Below are 15,442 nucleotides of genomic sequence, written 5' to 3'. Positions count from 1 at the left end.
TCCTGGAGAGCCGCCTCTGAGCTGGTACTTCTTAATGGCTTGAGCAAGGGGCTGGACAACGCGTCGGAGCCGAGCCTATAAACATCCCATCTCTATCGCGCGGCGATACACAGATGTCGTCGAGGCGAAACATCTCCCGCCCAGGGACGAGCGCGAGGAAGCATCGATGAGACTCAGAACCGCCCTCTGTTCAGCCGTCTCCGCGCTGTCCGCACTGGCTCTGCTCAGTGCGTGCAGCAGCGGCTCCACCACCTCGGCGTCGTCGGGCGACAAGCCGCTGGTCGGCGTCGACTACCCGCGCTCCGACACCGACTTCTGGAACTCCTACATCAAGTACACGCCCCAGTACGGCAAGCAGCTGGGCCTGGACCTGAAGACCACCAACTCGCAGAACGACGTCGCCAAGCTCACCGCCAACGCGCAGACGTTCATCAGCCAGGGCGTCAAGGGCATCGCGATGGCCCCGCAGGACACCGCCGCCATCGCGCCCACCCTCGCGCAGTTGGAGGCGAAGAAGATCCCCGTCGTCACCGTCGACACCCGCCCCGACACCGGCAAGGTGTTCATGGTGGTGCGTGCAGACAACCGCGCCTACGGCGAGAAGGCCTGCCAGTACCTCGGCACCAAGCTCGGCGGCAAGGGCAAGGTCGTCATGCTGGAGGGCGGCCTGGACTCCATCAACGGCCGTGACCGCACCGAGGCGTTCAACGACTGCATGAAGAAGAACTACCCCGGCATCAAGGTGCTCGGCGAGGCCACCAACTGGGACGGCGCGGTCGCCGCGCAGAAGCTCCAGACCGACCTGACCGCCAACCCGGACATCAAGGGTGTCTACATGGAGTCCAGCTTCGCCCTGTCCGGCACGCTCCAGCTGCTCAAGCAGAAGGGCCTGTTGGTGGATCCGAAGGACAAGAAACACGTCTTCATCGTGTCCAACGACGGCATCCCCGAGGAGCTCAAGTCCATCGCCGCCGGGAAGATCGACGCCACGGTCTCCCAGCCCGCCGACCTCTACGCCAAGTACGCCCTGTACTACCTCAAGGCCGCCATCGACGGAAAGACGTTCAAGCCCGGCAAGACCGACCACGACAGCACCATCATCCAGGTCCGTGAGGGCGTGCTGGAGGACCAGCTCTCCGCCCCGCTCGTCACCGCCGACGGCGCCACCTACGGCGGCGTGCCCAGCGTCAAGAGCGACGAGAAATCGCTGTGGGGCAACAACCTCGGCTGATCCCCCTCCGAACACAACGGCCCACGAGTACAAGGCGGTTGAGATGAGCGACGGGGAGCGAGCAGTCACCCCCGCGCCCGCCCCGGCGGACGACGGGCGGGCCCCGGCAGCCCCGCCCGTCGTCGAGGCGACGGGCATGGTCAAACGATTCGGTCCGACGGTGGCCCTGAACGGCGCCCGGATCACCATCAGGCCCGGCGAGACCCACGCGCTCGTCGGCCGCAACGGAGCCGGCAAATCGACGCTGGTGTCCGTCCTCACCGGCCTTCAGGCCCCCGACGAGGGAACGGTGACCTTCGGCGGCGAGCCGGCCCCCCGGCTCGGCGACCGCGACGCCTGGCGCCGGCGCGTGGCCTGCGTCTACCAGAAGTCGACGATCATCCCCACGCTGACCGTCGCCGAGAACCTCTTCCTGAACCGGCACGACCACGGATCGAGCCGTCTCATCAGCTGGCGGGCCACCCGCCGCCGCGCACAGGACCTGCTGTCGGCCTGGTCGGTGAACGTCGACCCGCAGACTCCCGCAAGTGAACTGAGCGTCGAGCAGCGGCAGTTCGTCGAGATCGCCCGCGCGTTGTCCTTCGGTGCCCGGTTCATCATCCTCGACGAGCCGACCGCCCAGCTCGACGGGGCGGCCATCAACCGCCTCTTCGACCGCATCCGCGACCTGCAACGCCAGGGCGTCACCTTCCTGTTCATCAGCCACCACCTGCAGGAGGTCTACGAGATCTGCGACATGGTGACCGTGTTCCGCGACGCCCGGCACATCGTCACCGCCCCGGTCGCGGACCTCCCCCGCGCCGAACTCGTCGCCGCCATGACCGGCGAGGCAGCGGCCGACCGGCGCGAGGAACGGGCCGCCACCCTCGACCCCGGCGCCACCGCCGCACTGAACATCCGCGCGCTGCAGGGCGAGGGGTACGACGACGTCAGCTTCCAGATCGGCGCCGGCGAGATCGTCGGCCTCGCGGGGGCCGCCGGCAGCGGCCGCACCGAGGTCGCCGAAACCGTCGTGGGGCTGCGGGCGGCAGCGGCGGGGGAGGTGGAGATCGCCGGGCGTCGGCCCCGGCCGGGCAGTGTGCCCGCCGCGCTCGCCGCAGGCGCCGGGTTCGTCCCGCAGGACCGGCACCACCAGGGCTTCGTACCCGACATGTCGATCGCCGACAACGCCACACTGTCCGTGCCGAAGCGGATCGGTGCGAACGGCTTCCTCAGCCGCACCCGCCGGGACCGGCTCGCCGAGGGCATGATCGAGAACCTGGCCATCAAGACCCCCGGCCCCGACCTGCCCGTCTCCTCTCTCTCCGGAGGCAACCAGCAGAAGGTCGTCATGGCCCGCGCCCTCGCGAACGACCCCCGGCTGCTGGTCCTGATCAACCCGACCGCGGGCGTGGACGTGCGCTCCAAGGAGTTCCTCCTCGGCAAGGTCGAGGAGACCGCGCAGACCGGCACCGGAGTGCTCATCGCCTCCGACGAACTGGACGACCTGCGCATGTGCGACCGGGTCCTGGTGATGTTCCAGGGCCGTGTGACCTCAGAGATCGCCCGCGGCTGGCACGACCACGACCTCGTGGCCGCGATGGAAGGAGTGGACCTCCATGCCTGAAACCGTCCTCGTGGACACCGCCGCGGCGGGCGCCCCGGAGCCCGAGGCGAAGCGGACCGCGCTGCTCGGCGGCCGCATCCCCCTGGCCCGGCTGCGCGACCTCGCGCTCGTCCCGGCCATCGTGGTCATCGCGATCGTCGGACAGATCGTCAACCCGGTGTTCCTGCAGGCCGACAACCTCATCAACGTCCTGCAGACCATGTCCGAGATGGCCCTGCTGGTCCTCGCCCAGACGATGATCCTGATCGTCAAGAAGATGGACCTCTCCCTGGAGTCCACGATGGGCCTGGCGCCCGGTGTCGCGGCCTGGCTGGTCGTCCCGGCCGGCGCCGGACACGGACTCGGGCTGCTCCCCGGCGCCTGGGCCATCCCCGTCACCCTCGCCGTGGGCGCGCTCGTCGGCGTCGTCAACTCGCTGCTGATCATCCGCTTCGGCCTCAACGGCTTCATCGTCACCCTCGGCATGCTGATCGTGCTGCGCGGTGTCCTCACCGGTATCTCCGGCGGCCAGACCTTCTTCCAGCTGCCGCAGTCGATGCTCTACCCCGGCACCGCCGAATGGTTCGGGATGCCCGCCTCCATCTGGATCTGCCTGGCGCTGTTCGCGATTGCGATCGTAGTGCTCGGCTGGACCAGCTTCGGCCGCTCGCTGTACGCCATCGGCGGCAACGTCGACGCCGCGAAGGCCGCCGGCATCCGTACCGACCGGGTGCTGTGGATCGTCATCGTCACCGGCAGCCTGCTCGCCGCCCTCGCCGGGCTGATGCTCTCCGGACGCCTGGCCTCGGTCGCCTCCGCACAGGGCAACGGTTACATCTTCACCGTCTTCGCCGCCGCAGTCATCGGCGGCATCAGCCTCAACGGCGGCAAGGGCACCATGTTCGGGGCCTTCTGCGGCATCCTGCTGCTCTTCATGATCCAGAACGTGCTCACGCTGGCGGGCGTCCCCGCGCAGTGGATCGGCGCTCTCAACGGCCTGATCATCCTGGTCGCCCTCGCCATCTCACGCATCACGGGCGGCAAGGTCCAGGAGTGAACCGGGCGGCCCGCCCGGCCGCCCGGCACCCCCGCCGCACCGCCATCTCGTCGCAAGGGGCCGTATCGCCCCTGCCGTCACAGGAGTTGCCGCCATGTCATCCGCCCTGTCCGCTTCACCGGCCTCTGCCCGCATCACCGCCCTGGACGTACTGGACGTGCGTTTCCCGACGTCCGAGCACCTGGACGGGTCGGACGCGATGAACCCCGAACCCGACTACTCCGCCGCCTACGTCGTCCTGCGCACCGACGCCTCCGACGGACTGGAGGGCCACGCCCTGGCCTTCACCACCGGCCGCGGCAACGACGTGCAGGCCGCCGCCATCGCCGCACTCGCCCCGCACGTGGTCGGCCTCTCGGTCGAAGAGGTCTGCGCCGACCTCGGCGCCTTCTCCCGCTCCCTCGTCCACGACCCGCAACTGCGCTGGCTGGGCCCGGAGAAGGGCGCCATCCACATGGCCACGGGCGCGGTCGTCAACGCCGCCTGGGACCTCGCGGCCAAGCGTGCGGGCAAGCCGGTGTGGCGCTTCCTCGGCGAGATGTCGCCCGAGGAACTGGTCGCGCAGGTCGACTTCCGCTGGCTCTCCGACGCCCTCACCCCCGAGGAGGCCCTGGAGATCCTGCGCCGTGCCGAGCCCGGCCGCGAGGAGCGCATCGCCCACCTGCTCGACCGGGGCTACCCCGCCTACACCACCACCCCCGGCTGGCTCGGCTACTCCGACGAGAAGCTGGCCCGCCTGGCCCGCGAGGCCGTCGCCGACGGCTTCACCCAGATCAAGCTGAAGGTCGGCGCGGACCTGCAGGACGACGTACGGCGCATGCGCACCGCCCGCGAGACGGTCGGCCCGGACATCCGCATCGCCGTCGACGCCAACCAGAGATGGGACGTGCAGCCCGCCATCGACTGGATGCGGGCCCTGGCCCCGTACGACCCGTACTGGATCGAGGAACCCACCTCCCCGGACGACATCCTCGGCCATGCCGCGGTCCGGAAGGCGGTCACCCCCATCAAGGTCGCCACGGGCGAGCACATCGCCAACCGGGTCGTCTTCAAACAGCTCCTGCAGGCCGGCGCGGTCGACATCGTGCAGATCGACTCCGCACGGGTCGGCGGCGTGGGCGAGAACATCGCGATCCTGCTGCTCGCCGCCAAGTTCGGCGTCCCGGTCTGCCCGCACGCCGGCGGCGTGGGCCTGTGCGAGATGGTGCAGCACCTGTCGATGTTCGACTACGTCGCCGTCTCCGGCACCACCGAGGACCGCGTCATCGAGTACGTCGACCACCTGCACGAACACTTCGTCGACCCGGTGCGCATCGCCCGCGGCCACTACCTGCCGCCGACGCTGCCGGGCCTGAGCGCGCAGATGCACGCCGAGTCCCTCAAGGAGTACGCCTACCCCGACGGCCCCGTCTGGACCGCCCGTGTCTGACACCCCGGCCCTCGTCGACGCCCACCACCATGTGTGGGACCTGGACCTCAGGCCGCAGCCCTGGCTGGACGAGCCCGGTCACGAGCCGATCCGCCGCAACTTCAGCTCACACGCCCTGCGCTCGGCCGCGACCCGGCCGATCGCCGGACGGCGACTGACGAGCACAGTGGTCGTGCAGTGCATCGCCTCCGTGCCCGAGACCCGTGACCTGCTCGCCCTGGCCGAAAGCGATCCGCTGATCGGCGCCGTGGTCGGCTGGGCGGACCTGACGTCCCCCGAGATCGGCGACGTACTCGACGGCCTGCTTGCCGGGCCCGCAGGCCGGTACCTGCGGGCCGTACGGCACGTCGTGGAGGGCGAGTCCGATCCGCGGTGGCTCCAACGCCCGGACGTCGAACGGGGGTTGCGGGCGGTCGCGGAACGCGGTCTCGGATACGACCTGCTGGTCCGCACCCACCAGCTCCCGCAGGCGATCCGCCTCGCGGAACGGCTGCCGGAGCTGCCGCTCGTCCTGGACCATGCGGGCAAGCCCTCCGTCGCACGGCGGGAACTGGCCGACTGGGAACGGCAGTTGCGGCAACTGGCCGGGCATCCCCAGGTCCACTGCAAGGTGTCGGGTCTGGCCACGGAGGCCGACCACGAGAAGTGGACCTCCGACGACATCCGCCCGGTGTGGGACGTCCTGCTCTCCGCCTTCGGTCCCGACCGGCTGATGTTCGGCTCCGACTGGCCCGTCTGCGTCCTCGCCGGCGGCTGGAACCGCTGGGCCGCCACCGTCGAGGAACTCCTGGACGACTGCTCCGACACGGAGACCCAGGCGGTGCTCGCCGGCACCGCGACCGCCTTCTACCACCTGACCCCCGCCCCGACGAAGAAGGCGACGCCGTGCTCCTGACCGAACTGCTGCACCCCGGCATCCTCGCATCCCTGGCCGGAGCCGGCCACGGCGCCCGTGTCCTGCTCGCCGACGGCCACTACCCCGCCAGCACCGCCACCGGCGAGCGCGCCAGAACCGTCCACCTCAACCTCGCCCCCGGCCTGCTCGACGTCACCACCGTGCTCGACGTCCTGCTGCGCGCCCTGCCCGTCGAGGCGGCGCACGTGATGGTGCCGCCCGAGGGCGAACCGGAGCCGCCCGCCATCGCCGAGTACCGCTCGATGCTGGCGCCCCTCCCGGTCGACACGCTCGGCCGCTTCGAGTTCTACGACGCCGCCCGCTCGCCCGACCTGGCCCTGGCGATCGTCACCGCCGACACCCGCACCTACGCCAACCTGCTGCTGACCATCGGCGTCCGCGCTGAAGGGACCCTGACGACACGATGACACTCGCCGTCCGCTACACGTCCGCCCGCACCCTGGACACCGCTCCCGCACGCACTGCGCCGCCCGGCCCCGGCGAGGTGGAACTCGCCCCCGCCTTCGTCGGCATCTGCGGCACCGACCTGCACATCTTCCACGGCGACATGGACGCCCGGGTGGCCGCGCCCGCCGTGCTGGGACACGAGATGTCCGGCCGTGTCGTACGCGTCGGCCCGGACGTCGAGGGCTGGCGGCCCGGCGACTCGGTCACCGTGATGCCGCTGCGCTGGGACGACACCTGCCCGGCTTGCCGTGCCGGCCACCAACACGTCTGCCAGCACCTCGACTTCATCGGCATCGACTCCCCGGGCGCGATGCAGCAGCGCTGGACCGTCCCCGCCTCCACCCTGATACGACTGCCCGACACCCTGCCCCTGGACCGGGCCGCACTCGTCGAACCGACGGCGGTCGCCGTGCACGACGTGGGCCGGGCCGCCGTGCAGGACGGCGAGAAGGCGGTCGTGGTCGGCGGCGGCCCCGTGGGCGTCCTCATCGCACTGGTCGCGCGGTCCGCGGGCGCCGACGTGCGCATCGTGGAGCTGAACGCCCACCGCCGGCTGCTCGCCGAGGAGTTGGGACTGACGTCCTGGAACCCGGCCGACGACGACGTGCCGGAGCTGGTGCGGGAGTGGACCGGGGACGCGGGCGCGGACGTCGCCTTCGAGGTGTCCGGCGCGGCGGGCGGCGTGGACACGGCGGTCGACGTACTGGGAGTGCGGGGCCGGCTCTGCCTCGTCGCCATCCACCCCCGCCCCCGCGAGGTCAACCTGCACCGTTTCTTCTGGCGCGAACTCACCCTCGTCGGCGCCCGGTTGTACGACCGCGGTGACTTCGAGCGCGCAGTGGAACTCGTGGCCGAGGGCACGATCCCGGCTGAGCGGCTGATCAGCAAGGTCGTGCCGCTCACCCAGGCGCCCGCCGCCTTCGAGGCGCTGGAGGGCGGCGGCGACGTGATGAAGATCCTCGTGGACTGCACCGACGACACCCAGGGAGCCGCCGTATGACCGCCTTCGACCTCAGCGGAAAGCTCGCGGTCGTCACCGGCGCCCGGCGCGGCATCGGCCGGGCCATGGCCCGCGCACTCGCCGAGGCCGGCGCGGACGTCATCGGCGTCAGCGCGTCACTGGAGGAGTCCGGCAGCGCGGTGGAGAAGGACGTCCACGCCGCGGGCCGTACCTTCGAGGCGATCCGGACCGACTTCGCCGACGCCGAGGCCGTGCGGGCCCTGGGCGCGGACCTGGCCGGGCGTGAACGGCCGGTGGACATCCTGGTCAACAACGCGGGCACGATCCGCCGCGCTCCGGCTGCCGAACACGCCGACGAGGACTGGGAGTTGGTGCTCCAGGTCAACCTCAACGCGCAGTTCACGCTGACCCGTGCGGTCGGCACGACCATGGTGACCCGCGGCCAGGGAAAGATCATTTTCACCGCCTCGCTGCTCAGCTTCCAGGGCGGCATCACCGTCCCCGGCTACACCGCCGCCAAGCACGGCATCGCCGGCCTGACCAAGGCCCTGGCCAACGAGTGGGCCCCGCACGGCGTCAACGTCAACGCCATCGCGCCGGGCTACATCGCCACCGACAACACCCAGGCGCTGCAGGACGACCCGGTGCGCAGCCGAGCGATCCTGGACCGCATCCCGGCCGGACGCTGGGGGGACGCCGACGACCTGGCGGGCGCCACGGTGTTCCTCGCCTCCGAGGCCGCCGCCTACGTCCACGGCGTCGTCCTGCCCGTGGACGGCGGATGGCTGGGCCGATGAGCGGCACCGACCTGGCTTCCGTACTGGACGGAGCCCGCCTCCTGCCGGTGCTGACCGTGCCGTCCACCGTGACCGCCGGCCCGCTGGCCGACGCGCTCGCGGCGGGCGGCGCCCGGTGCGCCGAGGTCACCTTCCGCACCCCCGGCGCCGAGCAGGTACTCAAGACGATGGCCGCCCACGGTGGCCTCGTCGTCGGCGCCGGCACGGTGCTCACCCCCGAGCAGGCGGAGCGGGCCGTGACGGCCGGGGCCCGCTTCGTGGTCTCGCCCGGCTTCGACGAGGAGGTCGTCGCGAAGTGTCGCGAGCTGGGGGTACCCGTGGTGCCCGGCATCGCCACCGCCACCGAGCTGATGCGCGCACTGAAGTCGGGCCTCGACACCGTCAAGCTCTTCCCCGCCGAGCCGCTCGGCGGCCTGCGCACGCTGCGAGCGCTCGCGGCCCCCTTCCCCCGGGTGTGCTTCGTCCCGACGGGCGGGATCGACGCGTACCGCATGGCCGCCTACCTCGCCGATCCGGCGGTGCTCGCCGTCGGCGGCAGCTGGATGGCCACCGCCGACCACCTGGAGCGCGGCGACTACGAGGAGATCCGCCGGCTGACCGCCGACGCCGTGGAAAGGAGCATGAGGTGACCGACGTGCTGGCCCTCGGCGAGGTCATGCTGCGCTTCGACCCGGGCGAGGGACGCATCCGCACCGCCCGCACCTTCCAGGTCTGGGAAGGCGGCGGCGAGTACAACGTCGTCCGCGGACTGCGCCGCTGCTTCGGCCTGCGCACCGCCGTCGTGACCGCCCTCGCCGACAACGCCGTTGGCCGGCTCGTCGAGGACCTGATCCTCCAAGGCGGTGTCGACACCTCGCTGATCCGCTGGGTGCGCGACGACGGCATCGGCCGTACCGCCCGCAACGGCCTGAACTTCGTCGAACGCGGCTACGGCATCCGCGGTGCGCTGGGCGTCAGCGACCGCGCGCACACCGCCGTCTCCCAGCTGCGCAAAGGGGACGTGGACTGGGAGTCGGTGTTCTCGGCCGGGGTGCGCTGGTTCCACACGGGCGGCATCTTCGCGGGCCTGTCCGACACCACGGCGGACGTCGCGGACGAGGCCATGGCGGCGGCCCGCCGTCACGGGGTCACCGTCTCCTACGACCCCAACCACCGCCCCAGCCTCTGGGCCGGCCGGGGCGGCGCCGAACGGGCACGCGAGGTCGACCTGCGGCTCTCCCGGCAGGCCGACGTCGTGGTGGGCGCCCTCGGCCTGGCCGGCACCTGCCCGGGCCAGAAGCGCCTCGGAGCCGACGAGGTGGCGGACGCGCTCGCGGAGGTGGCCGGCCTGCTGCCCGCGGCGAAAGTACTGGCGACCACCCTGCGCGAGGTTCCCTCGGCCGGAGTCAACGACTGGTCCTCGGCCGCCTGGTCCGCCGAAACGGGCTTCGTCACCGGCCCGCGGATGCTCGGCCTGCATGTCCTGGACCGCATCGGCTCCGGCGACGCCTTCGCCGCCGGTCTGATCCACGGACTGCTGGGCGGCACCAACCTGGAACGGGCCCTGGCCTACGGCACCGCCCATGGTGCGCTCACCATGACCACGCCCGGAGACGTGTCCATGGCCTCGCTCGCCGAGGTCGAGGCGCTCGTCGCGGGCGGCTCGGCCCACGTCAGACGCTGACCCGCGCCCCACCACCCGTCACTCCAGGAGCACGTCTTGCACCAAGGGATGATCCAGAACACGTCCGTCGCGCTCACCGATCTCGGCTTCGGGGCCTCCGTGATCGGCAACCTGTACCGCGTCACCCCTATGGAGGAGGCGACGGCCGCCGTCGACGCGGCCTGGGAGGCAGGCATACGGTACTTCGACACCGCACCGCACTACGGCCTCGGCCTCTCCGAGCGCCGCCTGGGCGCGGCTCTGCGAGGGCGCCCGAGGGACGAGTACGTCGTCTCCTCCAAGGTGGGCCGGTTGCTCGTGCCCAACGAGGAACCGGGCGGAGTCGACACGGAGGGCTTCGTCGTACGGGACGACCTGCGCCGGCAGTGGGACTTCAGCCGGGACGGCGTCCTGCGCTCCATCGAGGACACGCTGGAGCGCACCGGCCTGGACCGCCTCGACATCGTCTACCTGCACGACCCCGACGACCACTGGCGGCAGGCCGCCGAGGAGGCCATGCCCACCCTCGCGGAACTGCGCGACCAGGGCGTGATCGGCGCGATCGGCGCAGGCATGAACCAGTCGGCGATGCTCGCCCGCCTCCTGCGCGAGACCGCCGCCGACGTGGTGATGCTGGCCGGGCGCTACACGCTCCTGGACCAGTCGGCGCTGGACGACGTCCTGCCCGCCGCGCGGGAACTGGGCAAGAGCGTGGTGGCGGTGGGTGTCTTCAACTCGGGACTGCTCTCCCGCGACCGGCCCGCCGAGGGCATGAAGTACGACTACCAGGACGCCCCGCCCGCTCTGGTCGCCCGCGCCCGGACGATCGCCGACGTCTGCGAGGCGCACGGGACCACCCTGCCCGCCGCCGCGATCGCCTTCCCGCACACGCATCCCAGTATCATCAACGTCACCCTCGGCATGCGGACTGCGGAACAGGTCGGACGAAACGTGGAACTCCATGATCAGCGCGTCCCGGACGCCCTCTGGGACGATCTCCGCACTCAGGGGCTGATCAGGTCGGACGCGCTCGTGGGGCGCGGTGGCGGGAGGGACGCGCGGTGTCTCTGACGGACAAGGCAATCGAGCAGATCCGGGAGTTGATCCGCACCGGCGCGCTGCCGCCGGGCTCGAAGCTCCCGCCGGAGCCGGACCTGGCCGCACAGTTGGGGCTGTCCCGCAACCTCGCCCGCGAAGCGGTCAAGGCCCTGGCCGTCGCCCGCGTCCTGGAGGTCCGGCGCGGCGACGGCACGTATGTGACCAGCCTGCAGCCGAGCCTGCTCCTGGAGGGGCTCGGCGGCGCGGTGGAACTGCTGCAGGGCGACTCGGTCGCCCTGCAGGACCTCATGGAGGTACGGCGGCTCCTCGAACCGCTCGCCACGGCCCTTGCCGCCACCCGGATCTCGGATGCCCAACTGGCCGAAGTGAAGCGGCACTTGGACGCGATGCGCGAGGCCCGCGACGACGTCGAACAGCTCAACGCCCACGACGCGGCCTTCCACCGTGCCGTCGTCTCGGCCACGGGCAACGAGACCCTCCTCACCCTCCTGGAAGGGATCTCCGGCCGCACCCTGCGCGCCCGCATCTGGCGCGGTCTGGTCGACGACAAGGCCGCGGGCCGCACCCTCGCCGAGCACGAGGCGATCTTCAACGCCCTGTCCACCCGTGACGCCGCCCTCAGCCAGGCCGCCGCCCTGCTGCACGTCAGCAACACCGAGCAGTGGCTGCGGGAACACCTGCGCTCGGGTGAACCCCTGCCCTTCGGGACGGCGCGGAAGTGACGGACTGACTGCCCGCCCCCGCCGATCCCTCAGCGCGAGTGATCGGCGAGGGAGAGCGGGAGGTGCGCGGTCTCCGGCTGCAGATCGGAAGTCTCGCGCGCGTCGACGCCGACGAAGCGGTGATCGAGGTCGTCCATGGGGTACGTGTTGCCGGTGCCCTGCATGCGGCTGCCGGACACGGGGGCGGGCGCGGTCCCGATGGCCGCAGGGCCGATGCCGGCCCGTTTCTTCGCCCGCAGGTGCCAGAAGCCCGCGGTCGTGCTGGGAGTAGGCGGCGACCACCGGCCCCGCACAAAGGCGCCTTCCATTGGACGGCTTCGCAGAGGAAGCGGCAGCCGAAGGAGTGGCCGATCACGTGGAGGTACCGGCCGTCTCGATTGGCGAGCACCACGGCCGCGGCCGGGTCCGGACGGCTGCCGTCGAGGTGGCCGGGCGTCCAAAAGGCCCAGGGAAGGGCCGGCGGGTTCGGCTGTCGTTCCTCGGCTGAGCGGCGCGGCCACGGGAGGCCCGGGCGGCATACTCTGTGCTAGCGTTGCGCGTTTGCAGCGTCACTGTGTCGGTGCACCCTTCGGTGTCCCTGACCGGTGGCCGCGTCCTCGCCGCGCCTTCCTCGGTACGGTCCCTTTGGAGGAAGGCTTTCTGTGAGCGAATCAGCACGTGCCGATGCCCGGCAGCAGGACGATGTGTCCGAGGCGTCGGGCGCCACTTCGGCGCTGCCCACGGCGTCGTCCTTCGCTCAGCTGGGGCTGCCGGCCGAGGTTCTGCGGGTGCTCGACGAGCGCGGTGTGACGGTGCCCTTCCCCATCCAGGCGGCGGCGCTGCCGAACGCCCTCGCGGGACGGGACGTCCTGGGCCGGGGCCGTACAGGATCCGGCAAGACGCTCGCCTTCGGCCTGGGGATGCTCGCGCGGACGGCCGGGCGGCGCGCGCAGCCCAAGGAGCCGCTGGCCCTCGTGCTGGTGCCCACCAGGGAGCTGGCGCAGCAGGTCGGTGAGGCGCTCACGCCTTACGCCGAGGCGCTGCGGCTGCGGCTCGCGACCGTGGTGGGCGGAGTGTCCATCGGACGGCAGGCCGCCGCGCTGCGGGACGGCGCCGAGATAGTCGTCGCCACGCCCGGTCGGCTGCACGACCTCATCGAGCGCAAGGGCTGCCGACTGGGACGGGTGCGCATCACGGTCCTGGACGAGGCCGACCAGATGTGTGACATGGGGTTCCTTCCGCAGGTCACCGAGATCCTGGACCAGGTGCATCCGGACGGGCAGCGGATGTTGTTCTCCGCCACCCTCGACCGCGACGTCGACCAGCTGGTGCAGCGCTATCTGCGTGACCCCGCCGTCCACTCCGTGGACCCCTCGTCCAGCGCGGTTTCCGCGATCGAGCACCACGTCTTCGTCGTGCACGGCCCGGACCGGTACGCCGTGACGACGGAGATCGCCGCACGGGACGGCCGCGTCCTGCTGTTCCTGGACACCAAGCACGGCGTCGACCTGCTCACCCGGCATCTGCGGGCCAGCGGCGTGGCCGCCGCCGCCCTGCACAGCGGGAAGTCCCAGCCGCAGCGCACCCGGACCCTGGCCCAGTTCAAGAACGGGCAGGTCACCGCGCTGGTGGCGACGAACGTCGCGGCACGCGGCCTGCACGTCGACGACCTCGAGCTCGTGGTCAACGTCGACCCCGCCACCGACCCGAAGGACTATCTCCACCGCGCGGGCCGCACGGCCCGGGCCGGCCGCTCCGGCACCGTCGTGACACTCGTCCTGTCGGGACAGCGCCGCGAGACGAGCCAGGTCATGGCGGATGCCGACGTCGCCGCCAAGGTCACCACCGTGCGGTCCGGCGAGGCGGAGCTGAGCCGGATCACCGGCGCCAAGGTCCCCTCCGGAAAGCCGCTCGACACAGAGCCGTCCGCAGCGCGCCCCAAGAACCACAACGCCCCGTTCCGCGGCCTGGGCAGCACCAAGGACGCGAAGAGCGGCTCAGGCGGCAGGCCGTCCCGAAAGAGCAGCGAGGCCCGCAAGCTCGCGGAGGCGCGCAAGGCGGCCCGGGTGCGGCGCGGCGGCTGAGCCCGGCTTCCGGGACTGCCGGGTCGTGTCTTCGTCTACGCTGCTGGGCGGATACGCGGGAGCGAAGATCGGCCGGGGTGCACCGGCCTGCGTCGCGCACGGGTGACCGTGCGCAGGGGGAGGCGTGCAAGCGATGGAGAACGACGCGGACCTGCCGCGGCGGATCGGTGTCTACACCGTCGAGCGAGAGCTGGGCGCGGGCGGTATGGGGACGGTCTACCTTGCCCGGTCACGGGGCGGTCGGGCCGTCGCGGTGAAGGTGGCCCGCCCGGAGCTTGCGGCCGACCCGCACTTCCGCGACCGGTTCCGCGCAGAGGTCGAGGCCGCCCGCAGAGTCGGCGGTTTCCACACGGCTCCGGTCGTGGACGCCGATCCCGATGCGGAGGCACCCTGGCTGGCGACCGCGTACATCCCCGGACCGACGCTCGCAGAGCTGATCAGACGTCAAGATCCCATGGGCGAAGGGGAGTTGAGGTCCCTCGGGGCAGCGCTCGCCGAGGCGCTCCAAGCGGTCCACGCCTGCGGGCTCGTACACCGGGATCTGAAGCCGGGCAACATCATCATGGCCGACGACGGCCCACGCGTCCTCGACTTCGGCATCGCGCGGGCCGTGGAGTCCACCCGGCTGACCGCCACCGGAGCGGCCTTCGGCACTCCCGGATACCTCGCTCCCGAGCAGGCGCAGGGCGACGAAGTCGACGGTGCCGCCGATGTGTTCGCGCTCGGGGCCGTGCTCGTCGCGGCGGCCGGAGGCAGCGCCTTCGGCACCGGCACGCCCATGGGGCTGATGTACCGGTCGGTGCACGAGCCCGCGGATCTCTCCGCGCTGCCGGAGCAGTTGCGGTCGCTGGTCGCCGCCTGCCTGTCCAAGGATCCGGCCGGCCGTCCCACGCCCGAGGCGCTCCTGGCCTCGCTCAGTGCGGACCCGAGCCCGGAGCCGACCACGCTCGCGCTCGCCACGCCTGATCGGCCGCGTGTCGAGCCGCCCGTTCCGGTCGTGCCTCTCGCCGCTCCCGGCCGCGTCGACGAGCCTCCGCGGCCCGCCCCGGCCGGACGCTCCCGCACGCGCCGCGTGGTCACCCTGCTGATCGTGGCCGCGGCCGTGACGAGCGCGCTGGTGGGCGGCCTCCTCGCCCTCTCCCGGCAAGGGGACGACAACAAGGGCGGCGGACCCTCCGTAACCGCTTCGGACACCCGGCGGTCCACATCGCAGGCTTCCGCTCCGCCGTCCACGCCGGGATCGTCCCGGGTGAGCGCAGCCCCGAAGGACCGGGTCACCGTCGGGGTGACCGCCAAAAGCGGTCAGAGCTGGATCTCGGCGAAGGACCACAACGGCCGAGTGCTGTTCGACGGACTGCTGCACAACGGCGAGACCAAGAACTTCACGGACAAGGACCGGATCACCCTGGTCCTTGGCGATGCCTCCGCCGTCCGGCTTGTGGTCAACGGCAAGGAGGTCCCGGACGACTTCGAGGCCGGCCAGGTCCAACGTCTCACCTACGGCAGAGACGACTAGGCGGAGGTGACCTGCCA

At 71.6% G+C, this 15,442-nt stretch carries 15 protein-coding genes; 14 read left to right on the top strand and 1 reads right to left on the bottom strand.

Annotated elements, in window-relative coordinates; all coding sequences use genetic code 11:
* The first annotated feature begins 166 nt into the window (after positions 1 to 166).
* The 12 genes from EDD92_RS07050 (at position 167) to EDD92_RS06995 (ending at position 11,846) form a co-directional block, all read left to right on the top strand.
* Positions 167 to 1,231, top strand: a complete 1,065-nt coding sequence (locus EDD92_RS07050) for a sugar ABC transporter substrate-binding protein (RefSeq protein WP_123963506.1) — start codon at positions 167 to 169, stop codon at positions 1,229 to 1,231.
* A gap of 43 nt (positions 1,232 to 1,274) precedes the next feature.
* Entirely contained in the window at positions 1,275 to 2,837 is a 1,563-nt protein-coding gene (locus tag EDD92_RS07045) for a sugar ABC transporter ATP-binding protein (RefSeq protein WP_123963505.1), read from the top strand.
* Positions 2,830 to 3,873: an ABC transporter permease gene (locus EDD92_RS07040; protein ID WP_123963504.1), complete on the top strand. Its 1,044-nt coding sequence runs from the start codon at positions 2,830 to 2,832 to the stop codon at positions 3,871 to 3,873. The genes EDD92_RS07045 and EDD92_RS07040 overlap by 8 nt, the downstream gene beginning before the upstream one ends.
* 94 nt (positions 3,874 to 3,967) lie before the next feature.
* Complete coding sequence (locus EDD92_RS07035) at positions 3,968 to 5,302, top strand: L-fuconate dehydratase (protein ID WP_123963503.1); 1,335 nt, start codon at positions 3,968 to 3,970, stop codon at positions 5,300 to 5,302.
* Positions 5,295 to 6,197, top strand: a complete 903-nt coding sequence (locus EDD92_RS07030) for an amidohydrolase (RefSeq protein WP_123963502.1) — start codon at positions 5,295 to 5,297, stop codon at positions 6,195 to 6,197. Before EDD92_RS07035 ends, EDD92_RS07030 begins: the two co-directional genes overlap by 8 nt.
* On the top strand, positions 6,188 to 6,625 hold the full coding sequence (locus tag EDD92_RS07025; RefSeq protein ID WP_123963501.1) for an RbsD/FucU domain-containing protein: 438 nt from the start codon (positions 6,188 to 6,190) through the stop codon (positions 6,623 to 6,625). The genes EDD92_RS07030 and EDD92_RS07025 overlap by 10 nt, the downstream gene beginning before the upstream one ends.
* Positions 6,622 to 7,665: a zinc-binding dehydrogenase gene (locus EDD92_RS07020; protein WP_123963500.1), complete on the top strand. Its 1,044-nt coding sequence runs from the start codon at positions 6,622 to 6,624 to the stop codon at positions 7,663 to 7,665. The genes EDD92_RS07025 and EDD92_RS07020 overlap by 4 nt, the downstream gene beginning before the upstream one ends.
* Positions 7,662 to 8,423 (top strand): SDR family NAD(P)-dependent oxidoreductase, encoded by a 762-nt coding sequence (locus tag EDD92_RS07015; RefSeq protein ID WP_123963499.1) that lies wholly within the window; start codon positions 7,662 to 7,664, stop codon positions 8,421 to 8,423. Before EDD92_RS07020 ends, EDD92_RS07015 begins: the two co-directional genes overlap by 4 nt.
* Complete coding sequence (locus EDD92_RS07010) at positions 8,420 to 9,052, top strand: bifunctional 4-hydroxy-2-oxoglutarate aldolase/2-dehydro-3-deoxy-phosphogluconate aldolase (RefSeq protein WP_123963498.1); 633 nt, start codon at positions 8,420 to 8,422, stop codon at positions 9,050 to 9,052. The genes EDD92_RS07015 and EDD92_RS07010 overlap by 4 nt, the downstream gene beginning before the upstream one ends.
* Positions 9,049 to 10,086, top strand: coding sequence for a sugar kinase (locus EDD92_RS07005; protein ID WP_123963497.1), 1,038 nt, complete (start codon positions 9,049 to 9,051; stop codon positions 10,084 to 10,086). The genes EDD92_RS07010 and EDD92_RS07005 overlap by 4 nt, the downstream gene beginning before the upstream one ends.
* A 48-nt stretch (positions 10,087 to 10,134) precedes the next feature.
* The gene (locus EDD92_RS07000; RefSeq protein WP_123970303.1) at positions 10,135 to 11,136 is read left to right on the top strand and encodes an aldo/keto reductase; all 1,002 of its coding nucleotides are present in this window, start codon (positions 10,135 to 10,137) and stop codon (positions 11,134 to 11,136) included.
* Entirely contained in the window at positions 11,127 to 11,846 is a 720-nt protein-coding gene (locus EDD92_RS06995; protein WP_123963496.1) for a FadR/GntR family transcriptional regulator, read from the top strand. Before EDD92_RS07000 ends, EDD92_RS06995 begins: the two co-directional genes overlap by 10 nt.
* Before the next feature lie 29 nt (positions 11,847 to 11,875).
* Here the strand turns inward: EDD92_RS06995 and EDD92_RS06990 are convergent, their stop codons facing one another.
* A complete protein-coding gene (locus tag EDD92_RS06990; RefSeq protein ID WP_185123952.1) occupies positions 11,876 to 12,154 on the bottom strand; it encodes a hypothetical protein in 279 nt (92 codons plus the stop codon).
* Positions 12,155 to 12,529: 375 nt separating this feature from the next.
* Here EDD92_RS06990 and EDD92_RS06985 point away from each other — a divergent pair, with 375 nt between their 5' ends.
* Entirely contained in the window at positions 12,530 to 13,909 is a 1,380-nt protein-coding gene (locus EDD92_RS06985; protein ID WP_260327287.1) for a DEAD/DEAH box helicase, read from the top strand.
* A 133-nt stretch (positions 13,910 to 14,042) separates the two neighbouring features.
* The gene (locus EDD92_RS06980; RefSeq protein WP_123963494.1) at positions 14,043 to 15,425 is read left to right on the top strand and encodes a RodZ domain-containing protein; all 1,383 of its coding nucleotides are present in this window, start codon (positions 14,043 to 14,045) and stop codon (positions 15,423 to 15,425) included.
* The last annotated feature ends 17 nt before the right edge of the window (positions 15,426 to 15,442 follow it).

This window comes from Streptomyces sp. TLI_185, assembly GCF_003814765.1.
Lineage (GTDB): Bacteria > Actinomycetota > Actinomycetes > Streptomycetales > Streptomycetaceae > Streptomyces.
Note: the sequence above shows the minus strand (reverse complement) of the source record. Positions and strands in the feature narration are given on the sequence as shown.

Bases quoted from the DNA above. Each gene is read 5' to 3' on its own strand.
- EDD92_RS07050 (WP_123963506.1), top strand. From the start codon at position 167: ATGAGACTCAGAACCGCCCTCTGTTCAGCCGTCTCCGCGCTGTCCGCA.
- EDD92_RS07045 (WP_123963505.1), top strand. From the start codon at position 1,275: ATGAGCGACGGGGAGCGAGCAGTCACCCCCGCGCCCGCCCCGGCGGAC.
- EDD92_RS07040 (WP_123963504.1), top strand. From the start codon at position 2,830: ATGCCTGAAACCGTCCTCGTGGACACCGCCGCGGCGGGCGCCCCGGAG.
- EDD92_RS07035 (WP_123963503.1), top strand. From the start codon at position 3,968: ATGTCATCCGCCCTGTCCGCTTCACCGGCCTCTGCCCGCATCACCGCC.
- EDD92_RS07020 (WP_123963500.1), top strand. From the start codon at position 6,622: ATGACACTCGCCGTCCGCTACACGTCCGCCCGCACCCTGGACACCGCT.
- EDD92_RS07015 (WP_123963499.1), top strand. From the start codon at position 7,662: ATGACCGCCTTCGACCTCAGCGGAAAGCTCGCGGTCGTCACCGGCGCC.
- EDD92_RS07010 (WP_123963498.1), top strand. From the start codon at position 8,420: ATGAGCGGCACCGACCTGGCTTCCGTACTGGACGGAGCCCGCCTCCTG.
- EDD92_RS07000 (WP_123970303.1), top strand. From the start codon at position 10,135: ATGATCCAGAACACGTCCGTCGCGCTCACCGATCTCGGCTTCGGGGCC.
- EDD92_RS06990 (WP_185123952.1), bottom strand. From the start codon at position 12,154: ATGGAAGGCGCCTTTGTGCGGGGCCGGTGGTCGCCGCCTACTCCCAGC.
- EDD92_RS06980 (WP_123963494.1), top strand. From the start codon at position 14,043: ATGGAGAACGACGCGGACCTGCCGCGGCGGATCGGTGTCTACACCGTC.